Below are 21,209 nucleotides of genomic sequence, written 5' to 3' on the forward strand. Positions count from 1 at the left end.
GATTTGATGTTTTCAGATCTCGGCGAAAAAGGATTCTGGTTCACTTGTATTTCAGAGATATCGAGTGTGGCACTATTGATTTCCGGTTGCTCTCGTTGCTACTATCGAGCAGTCCAGAACTGGACTTCTCATTAGGGGTGGGTAAAGACATGAATGCAACTACGGATATGACCGCTGGAATTGTTTCCAGATTGTCTTTCGATCGCACTGTTCCGCGGGGGCTCGTACACAGGCAGGCGGTCAGTGAGGTTTTCCTCACCGATGTGATCGCGATCGGTGAAAACCGTTTTGCGGTAGCGGCACAATTGCCGCGAGGACATGCGCTGTACAGCGACAGGCTCGACGACCACTATGACCCGATGATCTTGCTGGAGGCCGTTCGCCAGGCGGGGATTTTCATCAGTCACGAGTACTACGGTGTTCCACAGCAAGGGTGGGCGTTCATCTTCCGCAAAGCCGCGGTGTCGGTATCGAACCTGCTGGCGATGAAGGTCGGCGATACTCCCGGTCGTTTGGTCATGCGCGTCTATTTCGAGCGGCGGTTTCACAGCGAGGAGATGCTGACCGGAGCGGTCGTGCGCTCCGACCTCAGCCTCGACGATATGCCGGTCGGTGAGATTCGCGGGTCGTTCAGCTTCCTGCCGCGTCCGATGTACGAGGCGATGCGGTCGGCGGGGCGGGCGGCGAAGGCGCTACCCGATATGCCCTACGTACCTACCGCGCGGCCGTTGTCGCCGGAGCGGGTTGCGCGCGTCGACTCCCGCAATGTCGTTGTCGCGCAAGCGACTACGGACGATTCCACGGCGGTGTACGAGGTGATCGTCAACAACGATCACCCGTCGCTCTCCGATCACAAGCTCGACCATATCTCCGGAATGCTGATCACCGAGGCGTTCCGGCAGGCGGCGGTGTGCGCCTTGCTGGAGGTCGGTGAGCTGCCCGACAATGTCGTGGCCGCGCCACGGGCATTCGACGTCGTATTCACCGATTTCGCCGAGCACGAACTGCCGCTGTATTGCCGGATGGTCGATACGCAGCCCGAGCAGGTCGGCTCCCGGGTAGTCGTCTCGCTCGAGCTGGTGCAAGGCGATACGGTGATCGCCTCCGCGCGGGTCGGGGTCGGCGAGTGATGCTCGGTCGGGCTGATGACTCGCCGCGGGTGCTGATCGTCGACTACGGCGGTGTCTTGACGAACCCGATCGCGGAAACGATCGGTCACTTCGCGAACCATCTGGAGATCGAACCGGCCGAGTTGCTGGCGGCACTGGCTGCGGCCGGCTCCGCGGGCGAGACGATCATGGCCCCGCTCGAGCGAGCGGAGATCTCCGAGGCGGAATTTCTCGATCGTATGAGCCGCTCGCTCACCGGGGTCGCCGGCCGCGCGATCGACCTCCGCGATTTTCGTACGGTGTGGTTCTCCGGTCGGTTCGCCAACCACATGATGCTCGATCGTCTCGCCGAACTACGTGGTGAAGGCAGGACCCTAGCGTTGCTGACGAACAATGTCCGTGAATGGGAACCCTACTGGCGCGCCCAGGTCCCTGCCGACACCTTGTTCGACGTTGTGGTCAACTCCGCCGATGAGGGAGTGCGCAAGCCGGACGAGGCGATCTATCACATCGCCATCGACCGGCTCGGCGTCGCGCCGCGGCACTGTTTGTTCGTCGACGACGATCTGACCAACTGCCAGAGTGCGCGGGCCGTGGGAATGCGCGTTCATCACTTCGTCGACACTCCGGGCGCGGTCACGGCGATCGACGAGTGGTTCGGGCGCACGACAACCGGCGCCCTGCCGGTCGTGGCCGGGAATCCGGGTGCGGGTGAGAGCTCATGACCGCCGCTGTCGGCCGTGACCAGGCCCAGGATCCACACCGCTGGTGGATGCTGGCGGCGGTATGCCTCGCTACGTTCATGCTGTTCCTGGATCTGACGGTGGTCAATGTCGCCCTGCCGTCGATCCGGGCGGATCTCGACGCGAGCTTCGACGACTTGCAGTGGGTGATCGACGCCTATGCCCTCGGGCTGGCGGCGTTCTTGCTCACAGCCGGGTCGATCGCCGACCGAGTCGGGCGGCGACGCCTGTTCTCGATCGGGTTGCTGGTCTTCACCCTCGCCTCCGCCGGCTGTGGCCTGGCCGGTGCTCCCGCGGTGTTGAACATCGCGCGGGGCGGTCAGGGGTTGGGCGCGGCGATCATGTACGCGGTGGGGCCTGCGATGATCGCCGCGAGCTTCCGTGGTCGCCAGCGGGGTACCGCGTTCGGCGTGTTCGGAGCGGTCTCGGGCGTGGCGATCGCCGCAGGCCCACTGCTCGGTGGTGTGCTCACGGAGGTGGACTGGCGATGGGTGTTCTTTCTGAACATTCCACTCGGCGTGCTGGCGCTCGTGGTCGTGGCCACGCGGGTGCGGGAGTCCACGAAGCCCGCGGCGCGGCGGGTCGATTACCCCGGAGTGGTTCTGTTCTCGTCGGCGCTGCTGGCCTTGGTCTACGGCATTATCCGCGGCCCCGTCGAGGGATGGACTTCGCTCAGCGCGGTGGGCATGATCGCGGCGGCGGTGGTGCTGCTCGCCGCGTTCGCTGTGGTACAGCTGCGCTCGCGGGCCCCGATGTTCGATGTGGCGTTGTTCGGCAACCGCTCGTTCGCCGGGCTGTCGGCGGCCACCTTCCTGATCAACTTCTCGGTCAACGCCGTGATCTTGTTCGCGGTGCTGTGGATGCAAGGCGTCCTGGAACTGTCGGCCATCGAGACCGGTGTGCGATTTCTTCCGTTGACCGTCGTGTTGCTCGTCGCCGGGGCGGTCGGCGGCGTGCTGAGCGCACGGGTGCCCATCAGCGCGCTGATCGGAACCTCATTGCTGTGCACGGGGATCGGGTTGCTGCTGATGCGGTGGGCGGACCCGGGCAGCAGCTGGCTGGTGCTGCTGCCCGCGTTCATCGTCGCCGGCATCGGGATGGGACTGCACAATCCGCCCCGCGCCAACGCCTCGGTGGCACTCGTCCCGGCCGAGGACGCGGGGATGGGCTCGGGCATCAACGAGACATTTCAACAGGCCGGCTCCGCGCTCGGCGTGGCCGTGCTCGGCGCCGTCGCGCACGCCGTCATCGTTGCCGGGCTCAGCAGCGGAATCCGCGATCTGCCTGCGGATTCCGCACAACTCGATGCGGCGGCCGACGCCGTCGCCGTCGGCGCGCTGGCGTCGTTGCCCGAGCGGTTTCCGCCGGACGCCGCGGACGCGGTCGCGGCGACGGCCGAAATGGCGTTCGTCGACGCGTTCGACACCGTGGTCACCGTCGGTGGCCTGGTCACTCTCGTCGGGGCGCTGCTCGCCTACTGGCTGATTCGCCGCAAGGACTTCGTGCTCGATCCGGCGGCACCCGAGACCGAACCATCCGAAGAAGTCGGCGACGACCAGGGCGGCAGTGCGCCGAACGCGGACGGGAGAAAACGTGCGGACCGGAGGAAGCATGAACTCGTGTGACGTGCTGATCATCGGGGCAGGACCGACCGGCCTGTCCCTCGCCTGCGAACTCGCTCGCCGCGGCGTCACCCATCTCATCGTGGACCGCAGGGACGGACCCGCTACCGAACCGCGAGCACTCGTCCTATGGAGCGGTGCGCACGAGTCACTGCTGGCGTTGGGCGTCGACCCTGACGACCTGGCCCAAGGGGTCGAACTACACGGTGCTACCTACTGGTCACGGGGGCGGCGGATCGGTCGCATCGGCTTCGGCAGCCTCGCTGATCGCACAGTGCCGATGCCGATCTCGCTGCCCCAACCGGCCGTGGAGGCCGCGTTGCATGCGCGATACCGGGCCCTCGGCGGAAAAGTGCGGTGGCACACTGCATTCGAGCGTATCGAAGTCGCTGACGCAACGCGTACCACCGCGCTGCTGATCGATCGCGGCGCTGCCGAGACGGTCACGACTCAGTGGATCGTCGGCGCCGACGGGGCGCACAGCCGAGTCCGCGGAGCCGCCGGGATCCCCTTCGAAGGTGCCACCTACCCCGAATCGTTCGTCCTGGTCGACGGCGCACTCACCAGCGCCGAAGAATCTCGCACGGAGGCGCAGTATCACCTGCATCCGGACGGCGTGACCGTGGTCGTCCCCCTGCCGGACGGTCTGCATCGCGTGTTCCTCAGCTTCGACCCCGGCCCGGACGCGCCGGCGGCCGGCCTAACCCTCGAATCGGTGAACGCGCTGCTCCATGCCCGAGCATTGGACCGGTTCACAGTGCGGCAGGCCGACTGGATCAGCGATTTCCGGATCCACCGCCGATTGGCATCGCGGTACATCGAAGACCGGGTCGTGCTCGTAGGCGACGCCGCGCACATCCACAGTCCGGTCGGCGGGCAGGGGATGAATACCGGGATTCAGGACGCGGTCAACCTGGGATGGAAGCTGGCCGCGCACCTCGAGCACGGGCTCGGCGAATCGCTGGTGCATAGCTACGAAGTCGAGCGCCGACCGGTCGCTCAGCAGGTCAGCAAGGTCAGCAACGTTCAGACACGACTATGGACCCTGCGGAAGCCCTGGCATCGAGCCATCAGAGACGGCGGCATTACCGCGGTCGGCGTGCTCAGGCCCGTTACCGGGCGCATCGTCGCGAGCCTCGCCCAGATCGACCTGGACTACGGGCACTCACCGCTGACCACGTCCGGCACCGCACGCACCGGTCTGATGCCGGGCCGACGACTCGGGCACTATCCGATCTGGATCGACGGGCGTGCCGGTGCCGTGCGTCAACGACTCGCGGACCCACGCCCGCTCGTCATAGCGGCCGGCGCCGCGGCCAACGAGCTTGCCGTGATCGCGTCCGAGTCGGATGGGCGAGTGCAGACTCTGGCCATCGCCGATCGACTCGACCGGTTCGACGCCGACTTCACCTTGCCAATCGGCATCGACCGCGACGGCGCCCTGTTCCGTGACCTCGGCTCGACCGGACTCGCGCTGATCCGGCCGGACGGATACATCGCCGCGGTCTCCACCGGCACGACGACGCGAGAGCCATTCCATCGACTGCTCGCACAGCTGGCAGGGGCGACGAGACGGCATTCGGACTCTGCGAACCCCGCCGAAGCGGGGACCGCATCATGAGCCGACTCTCCATCCCAACCGACAGTTCCTTGGTCGACACACCCTTCGGGATCTTCGGGCCGGACGACCCGGCGCACCCCGCACCGGGCCTGTACCACATCGTCGACCCCGATATCGGCCTTCCCTTCCTCGATCTCGCCCGTCAATACGACGAATTGGAGCCGCGATGACTGTCAGCAACACCACCCTCGGTGCCGACCTACGGGTGCCGATCATGGGATTCGGCGCCATGGCACTGACCCCCATATACGGCGAGGTCGATCCCGACGACGCTCTGGCGACCCTGCACCACGCCGTCGACCGCGGCATCGGTTTCCTCGACACCGCCAATATCTACGGCGGCGGCGCGAATGAAGAACTCCTCGCTCGCCTGCTGGCCACCCGCCGCCGAGAAGAGGTCGTCGTGGCGACCAAGTTCGGCATCGATGCCGATCCTTCCTCTTCGCGCCGAGCGCGCGGCGATCGCGAGTACGTGCGCCGCTGTGTGGAAGAGAGCCTCAACCGGCTGGGGACCGATGTCATCGACCTGTACTACCTCCATCGGGTCGACCTCGACACGCCGATCGAGGAGACGGTGGCGGCGATGGCCGAGTTGGTCGCCGAGGGCATTGTCGGCGCTATCGGTCTTTCAGAAGTCACCGCCGCCGAACTCATTAGGGCTGATGCCGTCCACCCGATCGCCGCCGTGCAGTCGGAATGGAGTCTGTGGAGTCGCGATGTCGAACGCGAGGTCGTTCCCACCGCCGCCCGGCTCGGCGTGGGATTCGTGCCGTATTCACCGCTGGGGCGTGGCTTCCTCACCGGCACACTGCGTTTCGACGACCTCGGCACCAACGACTTCCGACGCTACCTGCCTCGCTTCCAGCAGACATTGTTCACCGCGAACATCGAGGCCGTGGCGGTCGTCCGCGACATCGCCCGAGAGCTCGACGCCACGGCCGCGCAGGTCGCGCTGGCCTGGCTCTACCATCAGGGGGACCAGTACGGTCTGCCTGTCGTGCCGATCCCGGGAACCCGGCGAGTCGGCCGGGTGGAGGAGAACCTCGGTGCCCTCACGCTCTCTCTCACCGAGGCGCATCTCGCACGGCTCGACCAGGTCGCCGAACGCACCCATGGTGCACGGTCGGCCGACCTCACCTGGGTCTCGGCGGGGCGCGAATAACCAGGCCTCGAGGACTCCCTCGGGGGCGCTAATCGACGCCGAACAGCTCGGCCGCGTTGCGGTAGCAGACGGCGCGCAGCCACTCGTCGCCGAGATCGAGGCGTTCGAGCGCGGCGACCGCGTGGCTGTAGTTGTAAGGGATGTTGGGGAAGTCGCTGCCGAAGAGGATGCGGTCGCCGAGCGCGGTGAGCCGGGCGTATTCGTGGCGGGGGAACGGGTCGGCTTCCTCGAAGAAGTCGGTGAACGTCATGGTGGTGTCGAAACGGAGATCGGGGTATCGCTCGGCGAGGTCGAAGAACTCGGTGTACTCCGGCGCGCCCATGTGCGCGACGATCAGCGGTAACCGCGGAAAACGTTGGAGCAGCGCGGCGATCGGGGCCGGTCCGGTGAATTCGCCTGGTACCGGGCCCGATCCGCAGTGGATCACCACGGGCACGGCGGCGTCCTGGATCAGCCCCCAGACGGGATCGAGCAGCGGATCGCCGGGATCGAAGTCGCCGACCTGGATGTGCACCTTGAACAGCCGAGCGCCTCCTCGAATCGCCTCCGCGACATAGTCTTCGGCGTGCGGCTCGGGGAAGAACGTCGCGGTGTGCAGGCAGTCGGGGGTGCGCCGGGCGAACTCGGCGGTCCACCCGTTCAGCCAGGCCGCCATCTCCGGTTTGTGCGGGTACACCAGGGCGCTGAACGCGCGAACGCCGAAGCCGCGCAACGTTTTCAACCTGACCTGCTCGTCGTCGCGGTAGGCGATCGGCCAGGCGCGCGCGGTGAGCGGACCGGCCGAGTCGAAGTACGCCCACACCTTCCGCATCACCGGCTCCGGCATGAAATGCGTGTGCACGTCGATGATTCCGGGCACGCCGAGCCGGGCACGGAAATCGGCGAAATAGGTATTGTCGTCGGCGTTCATCAGCACTCCTGTCTCATCCGACCGGCGGGTACAGCGAGCGGGCGAAGTCGCCGACCCGGCTGATCATGCGGTCGAAGAACAACTCCTGATCGGTGCCGATCACGATGTCCGCGTTGGGCTCCCGGCCCCACATGCCCGCCCAGTCGGCCACCGTCGTCGCGCGCGTCAAGGTGCCGGCGAGCTCGACGTCGACCGTCGCGGGGCGGGTGACGGCGAGGACGGGGTCGAGCGCGACCGCCGCGGCGAACGGGTCGTGCATGTGCGCGAGGTAGCCGAGGTCGTAGTGGCGGTGGAAGTCGAAGTAGAACCGCACGGCGTCGGTGACGTGCCGGACGATCGGATTGCTCGTCGCCGACCTGGCCTCGGGCGGATCGGTCTCCGAAACCCACTGCACCGGAAGGCTGCCCGCGCGCTCGGCGAGCAACGCCAGATGCCGCGGGCGCATCTCGATGGTCTCGGTGATGTCGAGCGCGCAGACGATCGGCCTGCGATCCGGCGGCGCGGCGGAGAAGGCGTCGAAGACCTCCTTGGCGGCCTCCGGGTCCACGTGCACGTTCCACTCGTTGGTCGGCGTGGTGTTGCCGGGGTGGTTGAACGCGCCACCCATGATCACCAGCCGGCGCAGCAGCGTCGGCAGCGCGGGCTCGAGCCGCAGCGCCAGCGCCAGATTGGTCAGCGGGCCGGTGCACAGCCCGACGATCGCACCGGGTCGCGCGCGGACCAGGTCGACCCACATGCGCGCGGCGGAGCGCGACGAGAGCGCGCGCGTGGACGGCGGCAGCTCGGCATAGCCGACACCCTGCGGACCATGCGTGTCCTCGGTGGTGCGCAGCGGAATCGCCAGCGGTTCGGCGGCGCCGAGCGCGACCTCGATCTCCGGCGCGCGGCACACGTCCAGCCAGGCGAGATTGTTCGCCGCCACCTGCGCCGCGGGCACATTCCCCGCGGTCGAGGCGATCCCGACGATCTCGGCCTCCGGCGAGGCGAGCAGATAGAGCAGCGCGAGGGAATCGTCGACTCCGGTATCGACGTCCATGATGATCTTCTGCCGCACACCACGAGACTAACGGCCGCCGCACCGCGCCTTACCCGTGCCATGCACGAAGTCGCGGCCTACCGAGTCGTCAACGGCCAAGCCGGTCGATCTCCGCCATAGGCCGGAGCGGCCCACGTATACGCCGGATACTCGGCGATGGCCGGCGTGGCCGTGATGACGTCCCCGTGCGACATCACCTCCGCGGGGTCGGGCAGCGCGGCCGGGGGGTGGCGCGGCGTGCGGTCCGGCGCGGCGAGCAGCCAGGAGGCGGTGCGCGCCAAGGAGACTCGCACGTCGCGGCCGATGCCGTCGCACGCCCGGGCGGCCAGCGCGTCGATCACGCCCGCCGCGAGCAGATAACCCGACGCGTGGTCGAGGGCCTGTGCGGGCAGCGCGCTCGGCACGGCGGGCGCGCCCTCCGCGATCGAGATCCCGGTCGCGGCCTGCACGATGCTGTCGAAACCGCGCCGCTGCCCCCACGGCCCGGCCTCGCCCCAGGCGCTGACCCGCCCGTGCACCATCCCCGGGCGCATCGCGGCGGTGAGCCCCGCGCGCTCGAGCGCGCCGGGCCGATACCCGGTGACCAGCACGTCGGCCGAGGCCAGCAGGTCCCGCACGAGCGGCAGCTGCGTCCACAGATCGATCAGCGTGGAGCGTTTGCCCTGGCCGGTATCGGCGTATTGCCAAGGGATCTCGGGGAGTCGCGGCGGGTCGACGCGCAGCACGTCGGCGCCGAGCAGAGCCAGCGAGCGCGTCGCGACCGGTCCGGCGATCACCCGGGTCAGATCCAGCACCCGCAGCCCGCGCAGCGGCTGGAACGGCGCCGCCCCGACCGGCAGACCCGGCTCGCCGCGGTCGGCGCGCGTCTCGATCGCGACCAACGGCCCGTTCGCGGCGGCCCATCCTTCGGCGCTGCTCGCCCACTCCTGTTCGGTGCGGACGCGGACCGCGATGGCGCCGTGCGCGGCGGCGTGATCCTCGATATCGGCCGCGCGACTCATCGCCATGTGGGCGACGGCGAGGTCGAGGGGCGCGTCGACCGGCAGGCCGAGCGCGGCGAGCAACCGGGCCCGGTGGTGCGGATAGTTGGCGTGGGTGCGGACCCATCCGTCGAACGTGGGGAAGAATCCGGAGAGGTCGCCGAACATCGTCGCGGGGCGACCGTTGAGCCGGAGTAGGCGTTCGCTACAGAACGCCGCGGTGATACGTGCGGGGTCGATGCGGTGCGGCACCGGGTCGAGGCCGCGCACGGCGCGGATTCGGTTCGCCGCGGCGATGAGCGCGGCGACCGACCCGGCCGCCAGCGACCAGACCGGCAGTGTCGCAGCGAGATTGCTGCCCGGATCGGGAGCAGGGGTAATGACGGAGGAGGTGACACCGATTCCGGCTTCGTAGTCGTTGACCAGCCGCGTGTGCGCGTTCACGCGGAAGAGCGTAGTAGTCGCATCTGAGAAGGAGATATACATGGGCCGAACGATCGAGTCCGGCGAGTGGCTGCGGATCCTGCGATCCGACGCGACTCCCCGGCACCACCTGCTGTGTTTCCCACCGGGCGGCGGGCCGGCCACCGCGTACCGCGACCTGGCGAAGCACTTCGGGCCGGGCATCGTCGTCGCCGCCGTGCAGTATCCGGGTCGGCAGGACCGGCTCGCCGAGCCGCCGATCACCGAGTTGGACGCGCTCGCCGACCGGATTGCCGAAGAGGTGCTGACGCTCGGAATCATCGACGGGCTGACGCTTTTCGGCCACAGCATGGGGGCCACCGTCGCGTTCGAGACCGCCCGGCGGCTGGAGCGCAAGGGGCAGGCGATACGAACGCTGCTCGTCTCCGGCCGTCCCGCACCGACTTTCGTGGAGACCCAGCGGGTGCACCTGGGGACCGACGAGGACCTCATCGCCGAACTCGAGCGCCTGGCCGCGGACCGGGGGCCCATCCAGATGCTGCGTGCCGAACCGAGTCTCGCGGAATTGGTGCTGCCGGGGGTACGCGGCGACTACCAGGCCGTCGAGACGTATCGATACACGCCGGGCGACCCGCTCGCCGCCGACATCGCCGCCTTCGTCAGCACCGACGACCCCACGATGACCTCGGAGCAGGCCGACGACTGGCGCGACTTCACCAAGGGCACTTTCGACCGTACGACGTTCCCCGGCGGTCACTTCTATCTCGACGAACGCCCGGCCGAACTGGCCGCTGCCATCACGCAGCATCTCGTCCGCTCACCAGCGTGAAAGCTTCGCTCTGGCAGTCAAATTCAGAGAACTAGTGGGATGCCTGTAGGCGGGTGGCCGAACCAGCCGCCCGCCTACGCAGCCACACATACCCGACCCAGGACGCCGCGACTCCCACCGCGACGAGCGCCCTGACCAACCCGAGCGCGCTATCCGGATACAGCACCCCCGTGATGTAGTGATCGATGAACCCGCTCGACGGCAACCCCGCCTGCCCCGCCCGATGTCGCGCCCAATTCTCCAAATGCGTGAGCGGGCAATCGATCCCGACCAGCACGGTGCTGAACCCCCACCCGAACGCGAGCACGTGCAGCCAGATACTGCGCGGCCACCGCCACGCCAGGAACCCGCCGACCACCACGTACGCCACGAACACGAAATGCGCCGCGGCGGTGGCGTCGGCCAGCAGCCGATACAGCATCCTCCCAGCGTAGCCTCGGCGCGCGGGGTGCGGCGGCGAGCGCCGGATCACCAGGGGGAAGGCCGGTAGTCCTTGAGGAAGCAGCCGTAGAGGTCGACGCCCTGCTCGCCCTGGACGATCGGGTCGTAGACGCGCGCCGCGCCGTCGACCAGGTCGAGGGGCGCGTGGAAGCCTTCGTCGGCGAGGCGGATCTTCGTGTAGTGCGGACGCTCGTCGGTGATCCACCCGGTGTCGACGGCGGTCATGAGAATGCCGTCGGCTTCGAGCATCTCGCCCGCGCTGGTGCGGGTGAGCATGTTCAGCGCCGCCTTGGCCATGTTGGTGTGCGGGTGGCCGGGTCCCTTGTAGGCGCGGGAGAACTGGCCCTCCATCGCCGAGACGTTGACGATGTACTTGCGCCGCGCCGAGGCCGCGGCCATGGCCGGGCGCAGCCGGGAGACCAGGATGAACGGCGCGACCGAGTTGCACAGCTGCACCTCGAGCAGCTCGGTCGGGTCGACCTCGGCGACGGTCTGCACCCAGCTGTTGGTGTGCGCGAGATCCGGCACCAGACCGCCCGCGTCGATCGCGACGCCGCGCGAGATGCGTTCGGGCGTGGCCGATCCCGCGACCAACGCGAGCTCGGCGACGTCGGCCGCCGTGAGCGTCGGGGTGAGCGACGCGGTGAGCGCGGTGGGGTGCGCCTGCATCGTCTTGCCGAAGGTCACCACGTCGGGCAGCGCGCCGGCGGGCAGCGGGCCGGACTCGGCGTCGACCAGCGCGCTGTAGGCGCCGGGGGAGCGGCGGACGGTCTGCGCGGCATTGTTGATCAGGATGTCGAGCGGGCCCTGCGCCGCGACATCGTCGGCGAGGGCGACCACCTGGGCCGGGTCGCGCAGATCGATGCCGACCACGCGCAGCCGATGCAGCCACTGCGCGCTGTCGTCCATGGCGGCGAAGCGGCGGATCGCGTCGTTCGGGAACCGCGTGGTGATGGTGGTGTGCGCGCCGTCGCGCAGCAGGCGCAGCGCGATGTACATGCCGATCTTGGCGCGCCCGCCGGTGAGCAGCGCGCGGCGTCCGGTCAGATCGGTACGGGCGTCTCGTTTCGCGTGGCTGCTCGCCGCGCACGCCGGGCACAGCTGGTGATAGAACGCGTCGACCTGCGTGTACTGCTGCTTGCAGATGTAGCACGGGCGCGGGCGGATGAGCGTGCCCGCTGTCGCGCCGCGCGCGTTCGAGGCGAGCGGGATGCCCGCGGTCTCGTCGTCGATCCGCTGCGGCGATCCGGTGGCCGTCGCGGCGATGACCTCGCGGTCGGCCTGGGCGACGGCCGTCCTGGCCTCGACCCGGCGCCGCTGCTTGAGCTTCTTGAACATGTGGCCCACCGCGCGCTGCACCGCCACGGAGTCGGGGTGGTCCTTCTCCAGCCGTCCGGCCTGGTCCAGTACCCGCAGACAGGTCGCGAGTTCGTCCGGATCGATCATGCTTTCGGCCATCGGTGGTACAGGTGTCCTTCGGTGAGCTGGGAAATCGACCCGGCTATTGTCGCAAACTCCGAGATCCGACCACCGGCCGGTCGCCTCACGCGCGCAGCAGCGCCATCGTGGTGGTGGCCGTCTGCCGCAGCAGATCGATCACCTCGGGCACCTTCAGCTCGGCGGTCGTGATCACCGAGGGCGGGTGCAGCCAACTGATCTCGAAGGTGGTCCACCCGTCCCTGGCGGCGAGGGTGACGCCGGCGCGCGGCGCGTGCGCGCTCTCCCGGCGAACCACATACGCCTCGTCACCGAGGCCGGAGATCTTCGTGACGACGTCGTCGGCGGCGAGCTCGGCCTGCGTCCAGGTCTCGAACCGGGCGGTGAACTCGGGGCCGGGATCGGCCCGCTTGTGCACCGCCGCGGCCACCATGAGGGTGGTGTCGTCGGACCGGCCGCTCGATCCGGGCGGGGCCAGCCGGATCGTGCAGGTCATCGAGTCGAGCGCGGGGTGCAGCCGGGTCTGGTGCAGCGGGTACTTCAGCGTCGCGGAAGTCGATGGGGCCAAGGCGAATCCGGCGCGGGCGTACGGTGCGGTGTCGGTGATCGCGCAGAGGTTGTCGACGTAGTGGTAGCCGCGCAGGTCGGGCGCCGGCTCGGCGCCGGGCTTGTCGGAGACGTTCAGCGCGGCGACGAGCACGAGCGCCGACACGCCCGCGCCGAGGCCGAGCAGCCAGAGCCGATTTCGGTTGCCGCCCCGGGGTTTCCACCGGCCGAGCGGTTGCGGCGGCACCCGTCCGTCCGGGTACGGCCGCATCGGCCCGACCGGTGCGAGCGGCTGGTGCAGCCATCCGGCGTTGCTGAGGCTAGGAGGCCTCCGACCAGCCGGTCCCATCATGGGGCGAAAGTATCACCTCCCCTTGATGATCGCCGGACGTTCGCCCCAGTCCTGTTCCGCGCGAGGGGAACTCCCTCAGCTGCTGCGCGGGGTGATCGAGGCGTGATCGGCCCGCATGTCGTCGACGAAGTTCGCGATCGCCTCGGCGACCAGCAGCGGCTCGGTGACCGGCAGCCAGTGATCGGCGGGGACCGCGCAGCGCCACAGCCGGTCCACCCAGCGCGTGGAGGTGTCGTAGAGCGCGGCGGGCACGAACGGATCGGTGCTGTCCACGAGCAACTGCACCGGCACCGCGGTCCGGCGCACCCGCGGCCGCCGCAGATGATGCAGCAGATTGGCCTGCGCGATCCGGCCGCCCGCGACCAGATCCGTGCGCCACGTGCGCGCGATCCTGGCCGGGACGGGCGAGAGCCCGCCGAGCCGCTCGACCAGCAGGGTGCGCACCCGCGGCGGATAGAGCCTGCGCGCCACCGGCAGCGGGCTCCACGTCCACCGCACGCCGCTCAACCACCAGCCGAGATCGCCGGCCCGCAGCCGCACGTGCGGCGCGACGGCCCGCAGCCACAGGCCGAGGTGGTCGAGGTTGGGCCCGGAAATCGCGGTGAACGAGGCGATTCGGGTGTTCGCCCTCGAATCGCACACCGCCTCCCACAGCTGCACCGCGCCCCAGCCGTGTCCGCAGGTGTGCACCGGCTGCTTCGGGCTCGCCGCGTCGATCACCGCGTAGAAGTCGTCGGCGAGCCGGTCGAGCCGGAACTGCGCGAGCAGCGCGGGCGAGCCCGAACGCCCGTGGCCGCGCACGTCGTAGGCGATCACGCGGAAGCCGTCGGTCAGCAGGGCGGCGACGGTGGCCCACACGCGATGGGTGTCGGTGAGGCCGTGCACGAGGACGAGGGGTGTCGCGGCCGGGTCGCCCCATTCGAAGACGGCGAGGTCGGCGCCGTCGGCGGCCACCGTCCACTGCCGATCCGGGCGGGGCGTGTCGGTGTCGAGCTGGTTGGTCATGTCGTTGCCTCGTTCGGGTGCGGGCTGCCGGACGGTCACGCGGGCGGGCCGGGCGCTCGGCCCGCGACGGTGCGCATCGCCCGAGCCTGCCCGTACCGGCAGTACGTTTTCCGATACCGACAGTACGAAGAAATTCTCGCCTGCGGGAGAGATAGTCGCAGACTATGGCGTACCTCACGGTTATTGCCTCGTGCCACTGTGAGGTTCCAGCACGGCGGAAATCCGTACCGCCGGTACGTGTATGCTGCCGACGTGCCACGCCCCCGCGTCCGTTCGACGACCTCCCGTGCGGAGATCGTCGACGCCGCGATCCGGGTGATCGACCGCGACGGGCCGCGGCCGAGCATGGACGACATCGCCCGCGAGGCCGGCATCACCAAGCCCCGCCTCTACCGGCAGTTCGCCGACAAGGCCGATCTCTACACCGAGATCGCCGACCGGATGGCCAAGGCCGCGGCGGCCGCCACGGGCAACGACCTGACGCTCATGCTGCAACCGCCGCGCACCGCGCTGCGCCGGGTGCTCACCGGATACGCCGACAGTATTGTGCGGCATCCCAACGTTTTTCGCTTCCTGGGCCAGGCGCAGGTGACCCAGCGCTCCGACGACGCGGTGCTGCAGTTCGATCTCGGCCGCGCGGCCGCGGACCGCTTCGCCGGGCAGGCGCGCGAGATCGCCGAGTCCATCCCGATCGACACCGCGGGCATCGACTACCTGTCGCGCGCCGTGGTCGGGGTCGTCGTGGCCATCACCGACCTGTGGCTGGCCGACGCGGCGCTGCCGCACCCGGACCGGACCGCCGAGTTCATCGACCAGGCAACCGAATTCGTCTGGGGCCTGATCGACGGTTTCCTGCGCAGGCAGGGCATATCGGCCGATCCGGAGACGCCGATCTTCACCTCGCTGGCCGCCGTCAATCAGGCGCGCTAGTCCGCTTTTTCAGCATCGCCACGCGGTATCGACTCGCCGTGTGCCGATGTTGTTGACACGTTGCCAATAGTGCGAGAATCTGATGCCAGGAACCGGAGGCCCGCATGACCGCCGGTGAGGGCTTCGAGCAAAGGATCCGACGATGGCACGCCCCGCATGGAGTGACGACGAGGTCGAGGCGGTACGCGACCTGGCGAAGACGTTCTTCGACAAGGAGGTCGTGCCGCACGAGGAGAAGTTCGTCGCGCAGGGCCACCCCGACCGCGCGCTGTACAACCGGGCGGGCGAGCTCGGCCTGCTGTGCACGGCCATTCCCACCGAATTCGGCGGGGGCGGCGGGACATTCGCGCACGAGGCGGCGATCATCGAGGAGCAGTCCCGGGCCGGCGACGGTGCGATGGGCATGCCGGTGCACAGCTCCATCATCGCGCCGTACCTGAAGGAGTTCGGCTCCGCCGAGCTCAAGCAGCGCGTGCTGCCCAGGGCGGCCAGCGGTGAGATGGTGCTCTCGATCGCCATGACCGAGCCGGGCACCGGCTCGGATCTGCAGAACATCAAGACCCGCGCGGTCCGCGAGGGCGACGAGTACGTCATCACCGGCTCGAAGATCTTCATCACCAACGGCTGGCTCTGCGACGGCATCGTCATCGCCGCCAAGACCGACCCGACCAAGGGCGCGGCCGGCGTCTCGCTGATCTTCGCCGAGGTCTCCGACGACACCCCCGGCTTCAAGCGCGGCCGCATCCTGAACAAGATCGGCGGCAAGGCTCAGGACACCGCCGAGCTGTTCTTCGACGGCCTGCGGGTGCCCGTCGCGAACCTGCTCGGCGAGCAGGAGGGCCTCGGCTTCTATCAGATGATGCAGATGCTGGCCCAGGAGCGGCTGGTCACCGGCGTCATCGCGGTCGCGATGATGGAACAGGCCGTGCGATTGACCATCGACTACACCAAGGGCCGCGAGGCCTTCGGCAAGCCGCTGTTCGCGATGCAGAACACGAAGTTCGAGCTCGCCGAGTGCGCGACCATCGCCAAGGTGAGCCGCACGTTCCTCGACGACTGCATCGTCAAGCACCTGCGCGGCGAGCTCGACATTCCCACCGCGGCCATGTCGAAGTACTGGCTCACCGATCAGCTGGGTATCGTGGTGGACCGCTGCCTGCAATTGTTCGGCGGCTACGGCTATATGACGGAGTATCCGATTTCGCAGCTCTACACCGGCGCCCGCGTCATGCGCATCCTCGCGGGCAGCAACGAGGTGATGAAGGATCTCATTGCCCGGTCTCTCTGATACGACGAGTGAGATCGCGGGCGACGCCGCGCAACCGCGCCGTCGCCGGCTGGAGCCCGACGAACGCCGGGCCCAGATTCTGGCGTGCGCGATCGACATGTTCGGCGAGCGGCCGTACGCGGCCGTCTCGACCGCAGAGCTGGCCCAGCGCGCCGGCGTGGCCCGCGGTCTGATCAACCACTACTTCGGCAACAAGCGCGACCTGTACCTGGCGGTCGTGCGCCGGATGGTGACGCTGCCCAAGCTCGACGACATGATCGTGCCCACCGGCACCGAGCGCGAGCGCGTCGACGCGAGTGTGCACTGGCTGCTGGACACGATCGCCGAGCACGGCAGCACCTGGGTGAAGGTGACCAGTCACGAGGGCGTCGGCGACGACCCCGAGGTGCAGCAGATCCTCGACCAGGCCGACGACGCGGCCGCTGAGCGGCTGCTGCTGATGATCGGCCTCGCCGATTCGGCACGCAGTGCGGTCTTGCGCGCGATGGTGCGGGCCTACGGCGGATTGGTGAAAGTGGCGGGGCGGGAATGGATCACCCGCGGCACGCTCACCCGCCCGCAGGTGCACGAACTGCTCGCCGACATGCTGATGACACTGGTCACCGAGTCGCTGCCGAAGGTGGACCGCCGGCGCTGAGCGCGCGGCGGCCCCGACCCTCAGCCGAGCGTCTCCGGTGCGGCGTCACCAGGGGCGACGACGCCGCCCGCGCTGTAACGAACCGGCCGCGGGTTGCCCGGCGCGTGGCCGGGCCTGCCGTACTTGCGCTCGATCACTTCCTCGCGCCGGTGCTCGACGATCAGCGCGCCGATGCCGAGGATCCACAGCGCGGCCGTCGCGATCGCACCGGTCTGCGTCCAGGTGGCGTCGCCGTACGCGGCGGCGGTGAGGGTGCAGGCGAGCGCGGCGACGCCGAGCGCGCACAGCACCAGGCCGGGAACGTTGTAATTGTCGCCGAGCAGATCGCCGGCCTGGGCGTGCCACGGGCGATTGTCGTGGTCACCGGGGTTGGTGCTACCGAGCATGGATCCTCCTGGGAGTCAGCGCAAGATCAGTGACACTCTCCGATCAGCATGGACCCGCGACGGGGAAAACAGCTAGTAATTGGACGTTTCAGATGATGGCGCGTCGCCGGAGCCCTATTGTGGGTCGGGAAATCGGGGCGGGTCCGGGCAGTCCGAGGTTCCTGCACGGTGGTTTGGTGTGGAGAGGGACCTGGCATGGCACGGGCGCAACGCCGTGAGAATGAACGTTGGCCTTCGGCGCAGCCGGACGATCGATGGCCGGCGGCGGGTGACGAGGAACAGTGGATCGAGCCGGAGCCCGAGGAACGGTGGCAGGAGCCCGCGCCGAGCAGGCGCCGGACGGGCCGGCTGCGGGTGGAGATTCCGCCCATCGTGAATCCGTACGCGATCGTCGCGCTGGTGGCGGCGCTGATCGGATTGTTCCCGGTGGCCATCGTTTTCGGCTTCATCGCGTTCTCGCATCCGCGCGGGCGGGTGATGGCGATGTTCGCGCTGCTGATCGGGGTCGCGGAGGTGACGGCGGTCGCGGGCTTGGTGCTGCTGTCGGGCGACATGCTGCCAGACTCGTGGACTCGGGTGGGTAAGACCGCGGCGACGACGAGCGTCGCGCCGCCGCCGGTCGTGCCCACGACGGCGAGCCCGTCCACGACGAACCAGAGCAATCTGAAGAAGGGTGCGTCATGTACCGACGGGCAGGTGGGGCAGATCGGCAGCGCCACCGACGGCGGAACGCTCATCTGCCTGCTCAGCTCGAGCGGCAACTATCAGTGGGCGGGGCCGTACACGGTGTCCACGACGGTTCAGCAGCCCGGCGCGAAATGCGATAGCACCACGGCGAAGACGGGCCGCACCGCGGACGGCCGCGCGCTGGTGTGCGAGAGCGCGGGCCGCAGCGGCACGTGGGTGCTGTGGACCGAGTAGCCGGTGCTGTGGACCGAGTAGCGGTCGCTACTCCTCTTTCTTTGCCCGGCTCGGCTGCACGCGCGGCGGTTCGTTCGGCATCTTCGGATACTGCGGCGGCCACGGCGCGTCCATGAGTCCCGACGCCAGGTCGCGCTCCGACATCTCCAGCAGCGGGGCGATCGACTGCGGCGCGCGGTCGGCCCACGGGTCACCCAGCTCGGCCAGCCGGTCGGGCACGGTGGCGATGGTCAGCTCGTCGGGTACCACCGAGTCCAGTTCGGACCAGGCGATCGGGGTCGACACCTGCGCGCCGACCTTCGGGCGCACGCACCACGCCCCGAAAACCGTTTTGTGCGGGGCATTCTGGTTGAAGTCGACGAACACGCGGTTGCCGCGCTCCTCCTTCCACCAGTGCGCGGTGATCTGGTCGGGGTGGCGGCGCTCCAGCTCCCGCGCCAGCGCGACCGACGCCGCGCGCACCTGGTAACCATCCCAATTCGGTTGCAGCGCAACGTAGATGTGCAACCCGCGAGACCCCGAGGTCTTGATCCGCGACTCGATGCCCAACTCCTCGAACAACTCTCGCGTGAGCACGGCCGCGTGCTTCAGGTCGTCGAAGGAGATGCCGGGGGAGGGATCGAGGTCGATGCGCAACTCGTCGGCGATCTTCAGGTTGTCCGCGCGGTTGGGCCACACGTGAAAACCCAAGCAGCCCTGGTTGACTGCCCACAGGATGTGCGCGAGATCGTGCGCGACGAGCGCGTCGGCGGTGGTGCCGTTGGGCGTGGACACCTCGACGGTGTGCAGCCAGTCCGGCGCGGATTTCGGCACCCGCTTCTGAAACCACGACTTTCCCGACGCGCCGTCGGGATAACGCTCCAGCAGCAGCGGGCGACCGCCCACCACATTCAGGAACGGTTCGGCGACCGCCTGGTAGTAATGCACGAGATCGAGTTTCGTCTCGCCGCGCTTGGTGAAATACACCTTGTCGGGATTGCTGATGGTGACGGTGCGGCCCGCCGCCTCGATATCGACCGATGAGCTCACTTCGCCTCGCTGAAGATCGCGCTCAATTCCGCGGGCGGCGCCTCGTCGAGTTGAGCGTAGGTACACGATTCCGGCGTGCGGTCGGGGCGGAAGCGGACCAGCCGGCCGCCGTGCCGCAGCCGCCCGGACTGCACGTGCTCGTAGCGGACCTCCGCGACCAGCTCGGTGCGCAACGCCTCCCACGAGAGGTCTTTGCCGCCGGTCCAGCGGCTCACCCCGCCTGGCATCTTGCCGTCGGCCCTGGCCTGCGCGGCGGCGTCGGCCCATTCGCGCCACGGATGGTTCTCCAGCGCGTTCTCGCGCAGCGGCGCGAGTTCGTCGACCAGTTCCCTGCGCCGGGCGGCGGTGAAGCTGCTCGCGACGCCGACGTGATGCAGGCTGCCCTCGTCGTCGAAGAGCCCGAGCAGCAGCGAGCCGATGCCCGCGCCGTCCTTGTGCCAGCGGAACCCGGCGACCACGCAGTCGGCGGTGCGTTCGTGCTTGACCTTGAGCATCACCCGCTTGTCCTGGAGATACGGCAGGTCGTCGGCCTTGACCATGACGCCGTCGAAGCCGGCGCCCTCGAACCGGGTGAACCAGTCCTCGGCGACCTCCGGGTCCTGGGTGATCGGGGTGAGGTGGACCCGCGCGAGCTCGGTGTCCAGGATGGTCTCGAGCAGCCGCCTGCGCTCGGCGAACGGTTCCTCGGTGAGGTCCTTGTCGTCCAGGGCGAGCAGGTCGAAGGCGACGAAGCTGGCCGGCGTCTCGACCGCCAGCTTGTTGACCCGCGAGGCGGCCGGGTGCAGGCGGTTCTGCAGCGTGTCGAAGTCGAGGCCGGCCTCGGTGACCACCACGATCTCGCCGTCGACCACGCACCGCTGCGGCAGCGCCTGCTTCAGCAACTCCGCGACCTCGGGGAAGTACCTGGTCAACGGGCGGTCGTTGCGGGAGCCGAGCTCGACCTCGTCGCCGTCGCGGAACACGATGCAGCGGAACCCGTCCCACTTCGGCTCGTAGCTGAGCCCGCCCTCGTGCGGCACCTTGGGCGCGGTCTTGGCCAGCATCGGTTTCACAGGCGGCATCACCGGTAGGTCCAAAGCGATCCTCCTCGGATTAGGTTCTCACCTGTACCGACGGCATGACCACAGCAAACTCATCGGTACTCGCCGATGATCGTATGCGCCGCGTCCGACACTCTGGCGAAGGCCGGCAGCCGCAGCGACGTGTCCCCCCTGGCCGGACCGTGCTCCCGCCTGGACCGGTGCGCTCCACGCCACTGATTTCGGGTGCACATGGGTAACTCGCCGGGGACGGGCTAACTGGACGAGCAATCACACCGCCGGTCGCCGACGCGGTTCTCGCGGTACCTGAGTCTGGCTTGAAGTCCCGGAGAGGCGGATCAAGCGTCTAACCAGCCGTGTTGTTCGGCGAAGACCGTGAGGCGGTCGCGGATGGTGAGGATCTCGCCCGCGGTGAGCGCGGGGCTCGCGTCGAGCAACAGCTCGGTGATCAGGCGTTTGTGTTCGGCGGCGTTGAGCTGTCCCGAGCCGGACCGGTGTTTGGTCTTGTGCGGCGGGGGCGGGCTCGGCTGGCCACCGGCCACGCTGAGATTGACCGCCTTGGGGCCGCGGTCGCCTTCCGTCATGTCGAATTCGAACACCCGGCCCTGCCGCAACTCGTCTTCATCCAGACCGATGTCGTTGACGTGCACGAATACGTCCGGCCCGCCGTCTTCCGGTCGAATGAAACCGAATCCCCGAGAGCTGTCGAACGACACCAATTTCCCGATGGACACCAACACCCGCTCCTCGCCGTCGCTACCC

General features: G+C 68.6%; 22 protein-coding genes. 11 read left to right on the forward strand and 11 right to left on the reverse strand.

All coding sequences use genetic code 11. The features are described from left to right. The first annotated feature begins 44 nt into the window (after window positions 1-44). From ON39_RS15720 to ON39_RS15740, 6 genes are read left to right on the forward strand one after another with little or no spacing between them, the layout of a single operon-like run. Window positions 45-1,130, forward strand: a complete 1,086-nt coding sequence (locus tag ON39_RS15720; protein ID WP_146250979.1) for a ScbA/BarX family gamma-butyrolactone biosynthesis protein — start codon at window positions 45-47, stop codon at window positions 1,128-1,130. A 29-nt stretch (window positions 1,131-1,159) separates the two neighbouring features. Then, window positions 1,160-1,834, forward strand: coding sequence for an HAD family hydrolase (locus tag ON39_RS15725; RefSeq protein WP_157195478.1), 675 nt, complete (start codon window positions 1,160-1,162; stop codon window positions 1,832-1,834). Beyond that, window positions 1,831-3,477: an MFS transporter gene (locus tag ON39_RS15730; RefSeq protein WP_051186671.1), complete on the forward strand. Its 1,647-nt coding sequence runs from the start codon at window positions 1,831-1,833 to the stop codon at window positions 3,475-3,477. The genes ON39_RS15725 and ON39_RS15730 overlap by 4 nt, the downstream gene beginning before the upstream one ends. Continuing rightward, the gene (locus ON39_RS15735) at window positions 3,464-5,095 is read left to right on the forward strand and encodes an FAD-dependent oxidoreductase (protein WP_083894475.1); all 1,632 of its coding nucleotides are present in this window, start codon (window positions 3,464-3,466) and stop codon (window positions 5,093-5,095) included. Before ON39_RS15730 ends, ON39_RS15735 begins: the two co-directional genes overlap by 14 nt. Beyond that, window positions 5,092-5,265, forward strand: coding sequence for a hypothetical protein (locus tag ON39_RS48815; protein ID WP_157195479.1), 174 nt, complete (start codon window positions 5,092-5,094; stop codon window positions 5,263-5,265). The genes ON39_RS15735 and ON39_RS48815 overlap by 4 nt, the downstream gene beginning before the upstream one ends. Continuing rightward, window positions 5,262-6,257 (forward strand): aldo/keto reductase, encoded by a 996-nt coding sequence (locus ON39_RS15740; protein WP_040734799.1) that lies wholly within the window; start codon window positions 5,262-5,264, stop codon window positions 6,255-6,257. The genes ON39_RS48815 and ON39_RS15740 overlap by 4 nt, the downstream gene beginning before the upstream one ends. A gap of 28 nt (window positions 6,258-6,285) precedes the next feature. On the opposite strand, the gene ON39_RS15745 is transcribed toward ON39_RS15740, so the two are convergent. The 3 genes from ON39_RS15745 to ON39_RS15755 are packed head-to-tail and all read right to left on the reverse strand — an operon-like array spanning window position 6,286 to window position 9,627. Continuing rightward, a complete protein-coding gene (locus ON39_RS15745; protein ID WP_040734881.1) occupies window positions 6,286-7,167 on the reverse strand; it encodes an amidohydrolase family protein in 882 nt (293 codons plus the stop codon). A 13-nt stretch (window positions 7,168-7,180) separates the two neighbouring features. Continuing rightward, window positions 7,181-8,221, reverse strand: a complete 1,041-nt coding sequence (locus ON39_RS15750) for a nucleoside hydrolase (protein ID WP_281278335.1) — start codon at window positions 8,219-8,221, stop codon at window positions 7,181-7,183. 59 nt (window positions 8,222-8,280) lie between these two features. After that, the gene (locus tag ON39_RS15755; protein WP_246002610.1) at window positions 8,281-9,627 is read right to left on the reverse strand and encodes a CoA transferase; all 1,347 of its coding nucleotides are present in this window, start codon (window positions 9,625-9,627) and stop codon (window positions 8,281-8,283) included. 40 nt (window positions 9,628-9,667) lie between these two features. Between ON39_RS15755 and ON39_RS15760 the strand changes: the two genes are divergently transcribed. Beyond that, window positions 9,668-10,435, forward strand: coding sequence for a thioesterase II family protein (locus ON39_RS15760; protein WP_040734800.1), 768 nt, complete (start codon window positions 9,668-9,670; stop codon window positions 10,433-10,435). Window positions 10,436-10,466: 31 nt separating this feature from the next. On the opposite strand, the gene ON39_RS15765 is transcribed toward ON39_RS15760, so the two are convergent. The 4 genes from ON39_RS15765 to ON39_RS15780 form a co-directional block, all read right to left on the reverse strand. Next, a complete protein-coding gene (locus tag ON39_RS15765; RefSeq protein WP_040734801.1) occupies window positions 10,467-10,856 on the reverse strand; it encodes a DUF2784 domain-containing protein in 390 nt (129 codons plus the stop codon). Window positions 10,857-10,903: 47 nt separating this feature from the next. Then, complete coding sequence (locus ON39_RS15770; protein WP_040734802.1) at window positions 10,904-12,334, reverse strand: SDR family oxidoreductase; 1,431 nt, start codon at window positions 12,332-12,334, stop codon at window positions 10,904-10,906. 85 nt (window positions 12,335-12,419) lie between these two features. Beyond that, window positions 12,420-13,130, reverse strand: coding sequence for a hypothetical protein (locus tag ON39_RS15775; protein ID WP_040734804.1), 711 nt, complete (start codon window positions 13,128-13,130; stop codon window positions 12,420-12,422). A 156-nt stretch (window positions 13,131-13,286) separates the two neighbouring features. Then, a complete protein-coding gene (locus tag ON39_RS15780; protein WP_040734885.1) occupies window positions 13,287-14,216 on the reverse strand; it encodes an alpha/beta fold hydrolase in 930 nt (309 codons plus the stop codon). A 252-nt stretch (window positions 14,217-14,468) separates the two neighbouring features. Here ON39_RS15780 and ON39_RS15785 point away from each other — a divergent pair, with 252 nt between their 5' ends. The 3 genes from ON39_RS15785 (at window position 14,469) to ON39_RS15795 (ending at window position 17,071) form a co-directional block, all read left to right on the forward strand. Further along, window positions 14,469-15,146 carry a TetR/AcrR family transcriptional regulator gene (locus tag ON39_RS15785; protein WP_040734805.1) on the forward strand — a complete coding sequence of 226 codons (678 nt, stop codon included), beginning with the start codon at window positions 14,469-14,471 and terminating at the stop codon, window positions 15,144-15,146. A gap of 142 nt (window positions 15,147-15,288) precedes the next feature. Then, window positions 15,289-16,434 (forward strand): acyl-CoA dehydrogenase family protein, encoded by a 1,146-nt coding sequence (locus ON39_RS15790; RefSeq protein WP_040734806.1) that lies wholly within the window; start codon window positions 15,289-15,291, stop codon window positions 16,432-16,434. After that, window positions 16,418-17,071, forward strand: coding sequence for a TetR/AcrR family transcriptional regulator (locus ON39_RS15795; protein ID WP_051186673.1), 654 nt, complete (start codon window positions 16,418-16,420; stop codon window positions 17,069-17,071). The genes ON39_RS15790 and ON39_RS15795 overlap by 17 nt, the downstream gene beginning before the upstream one ends. Window positions 17,072-17,091: 20 nt before the next feature. Here the strand turns inward: ON39_RS15795 and ON39_RS15800 are convergent, their stop codons facing one another. Then, window positions 17,092-17,457, reverse strand: a complete 366-nt coding sequence (locus ON39_RS15800) for a hypothetical protein (protein WP_040734807.1) — start codon at window positions 17,455-17,457, stop codon at window positions 17,092-17,094. A 195-nt stretch (window positions 17,458-17,652) separates the two neighbouring features. Here ON39_RS15800 and ON39_RS15805 point away from each other — a divergent pair, with 195 nt between their 5' ends. Further along, window positions 17,653-18,378: a DUF4190 domain-containing protein gene (locus ON39_RS15805; RefSeq protein WP_040734808.1), complete on the forward strand. Its 726-nt coding sequence runs from the start codon at window positions 17,653-17,655 to the stop codon at window positions 18,376-18,378. A gap of 27 nt (window positions 18,379-18,405) precedes the next feature. Here ON39_RS15805 and ligD read toward each other — a convergent pair whose 3' ends face one another. From ligD to ON39_RS15820, 3 genes are all read right to left on the reverse strand, one after another. Next, window positions 18,406-19,407 (reverse strand): non-homologous end-joining DNA ligase, encoded by a 1,002-nt coding sequence (ligD, locus tag ON39_RS15810; protein WP_040734810.1) that lies wholly within the window; start codon window positions 19,405-19,407, stop codon window positions 18,406-18,408. Next, entirely contained in the window at window positions 19,404-20,483 is a 1,080-nt protein-coding gene (locus tag ON39_RS15815) for an ATP-dependent DNA ligase (RefSeq protein ID WP_174412530.1), read from the reverse strand. Before ON39_RS15815 ends, ligD begins: the two co-directional genes overlap by 4 nt. A 302-nt stretch (window positions 20,484-20,785) precedes the next feature. Beyond that, window positions 20,786-21,187, reverse strand: coding sequence for a cold-shock protein (locus tag ON39_RS15820; protein WP_051186674.1), 402 nt, complete (start codon window positions 21,185-21,187; stop codon window positions 20,786-20,788). Window positions 21,188-21,209: the final 22 nt, after the last annotated feature.

It is taken from the genome of Nocardia tenerifensis NBRC 101015, assembly GCF_000308715.1.
Classification (GTDB): Bacteria; Actinomycetota; Actinomycetes; order Mycobacteriales; family Mycobacteriaceae; genus Nocardia; species Nocardia tenerifensis.

Excerpts from the sequence above, each read along its gene's own strand:
- ON39_RS15740 (WP_040734799.1), top strand. The coding sequence starts at position 5,262 with ATGACTGTCAGCAACACCACCCTCGGTGCCGACCTACGGGTGCCGATC.
- ON39_RS15760 (WP_040734800.1), top strand. The coding sequence starts at position 9,668 with ATGGGCCGAACGATCGAGTCCGGCGAGTGGCTGCGGATCCTGCGATCC.
- ON39_RS15775 (WP_040734804.1), bottom strand. The coding sequence starts at position 13,130 with ATGCGGCCGTACCCGGACGGACGGGTGCCGCCGCAACCGCTCGGCCGG.
- ON39_RS15770 (WP_040734802.1), bottom strand. The coding sequence starts at position 12,334 with ATGGCCGAAAGCATGATCGATCCGGACGAACTCGCGACCTGTCTGCGG.
- ON39_RS15790 (WP_040734806.1), top strand. The coding sequence starts at position 15,289 with ATGGCACGCCCCGCATGGAGTGACGACGAGGTCGAGGCGGTACGCGAC.
- ON39_RS15805 (WP_040734808.1), top strand. The coding sequence starts at position 17,653 with ATGGCACGGGCGCAACGCCGTGAGAATGAACGTTGGCCTTCGGCGCAG.
- ON39_RS48815 (WP_157195479.1), top strand. The coding sequence starts at position 5,092 with ATGAGCCGACTCTCCATCCCAACCGACAGTTCCTTGGTCGACACACCC.
- ON39_RS15735 (WP_083894475.1), top strand. The coding sequence starts at position 3,464 with ATGAACTCGTGTGACGTGCTGATCATCGGGGCAGGACCGACCGGCCTG.
- ON39_RS15780 (WP_040734885.1), bottom strand. The coding sequence starts at position 14,216 with ATGACCAACCAGCTCGACACCGACACGCCCCGCCCGGATCGGCAGTGG.
- ON39_RS15800 (WP_040734807.1), bottom strand. The coding sequence starts at position 17,457 with ATGCTCGGTAGCACCAACCCCGGTGACCACGACAATCGCCCGTGGCAC.
- ON39_RS15730 (WP_051186671.1), top strand. The coding sequence starts at position 1,831 with ATGACCGCCGCTGTCGGCCGTGACCAGGCCCAGGATCCACACCGCTGG.
- ON39_RS15745 (WP_040734881.1), bottom strand. The coding sequence starts at position 7,167 with ATGAACGCCGACGACAATACCTATTTCGCCGATTTCCGTGCCCGGCTC.
- ON39_RS15765 (WP_040734801.1), bottom strand. The coding sequence starts at position 10,856 with ATGCTGTATCGGCTGCTGGCCGACGCCACCGCCGCGGCGCATTTCGTG.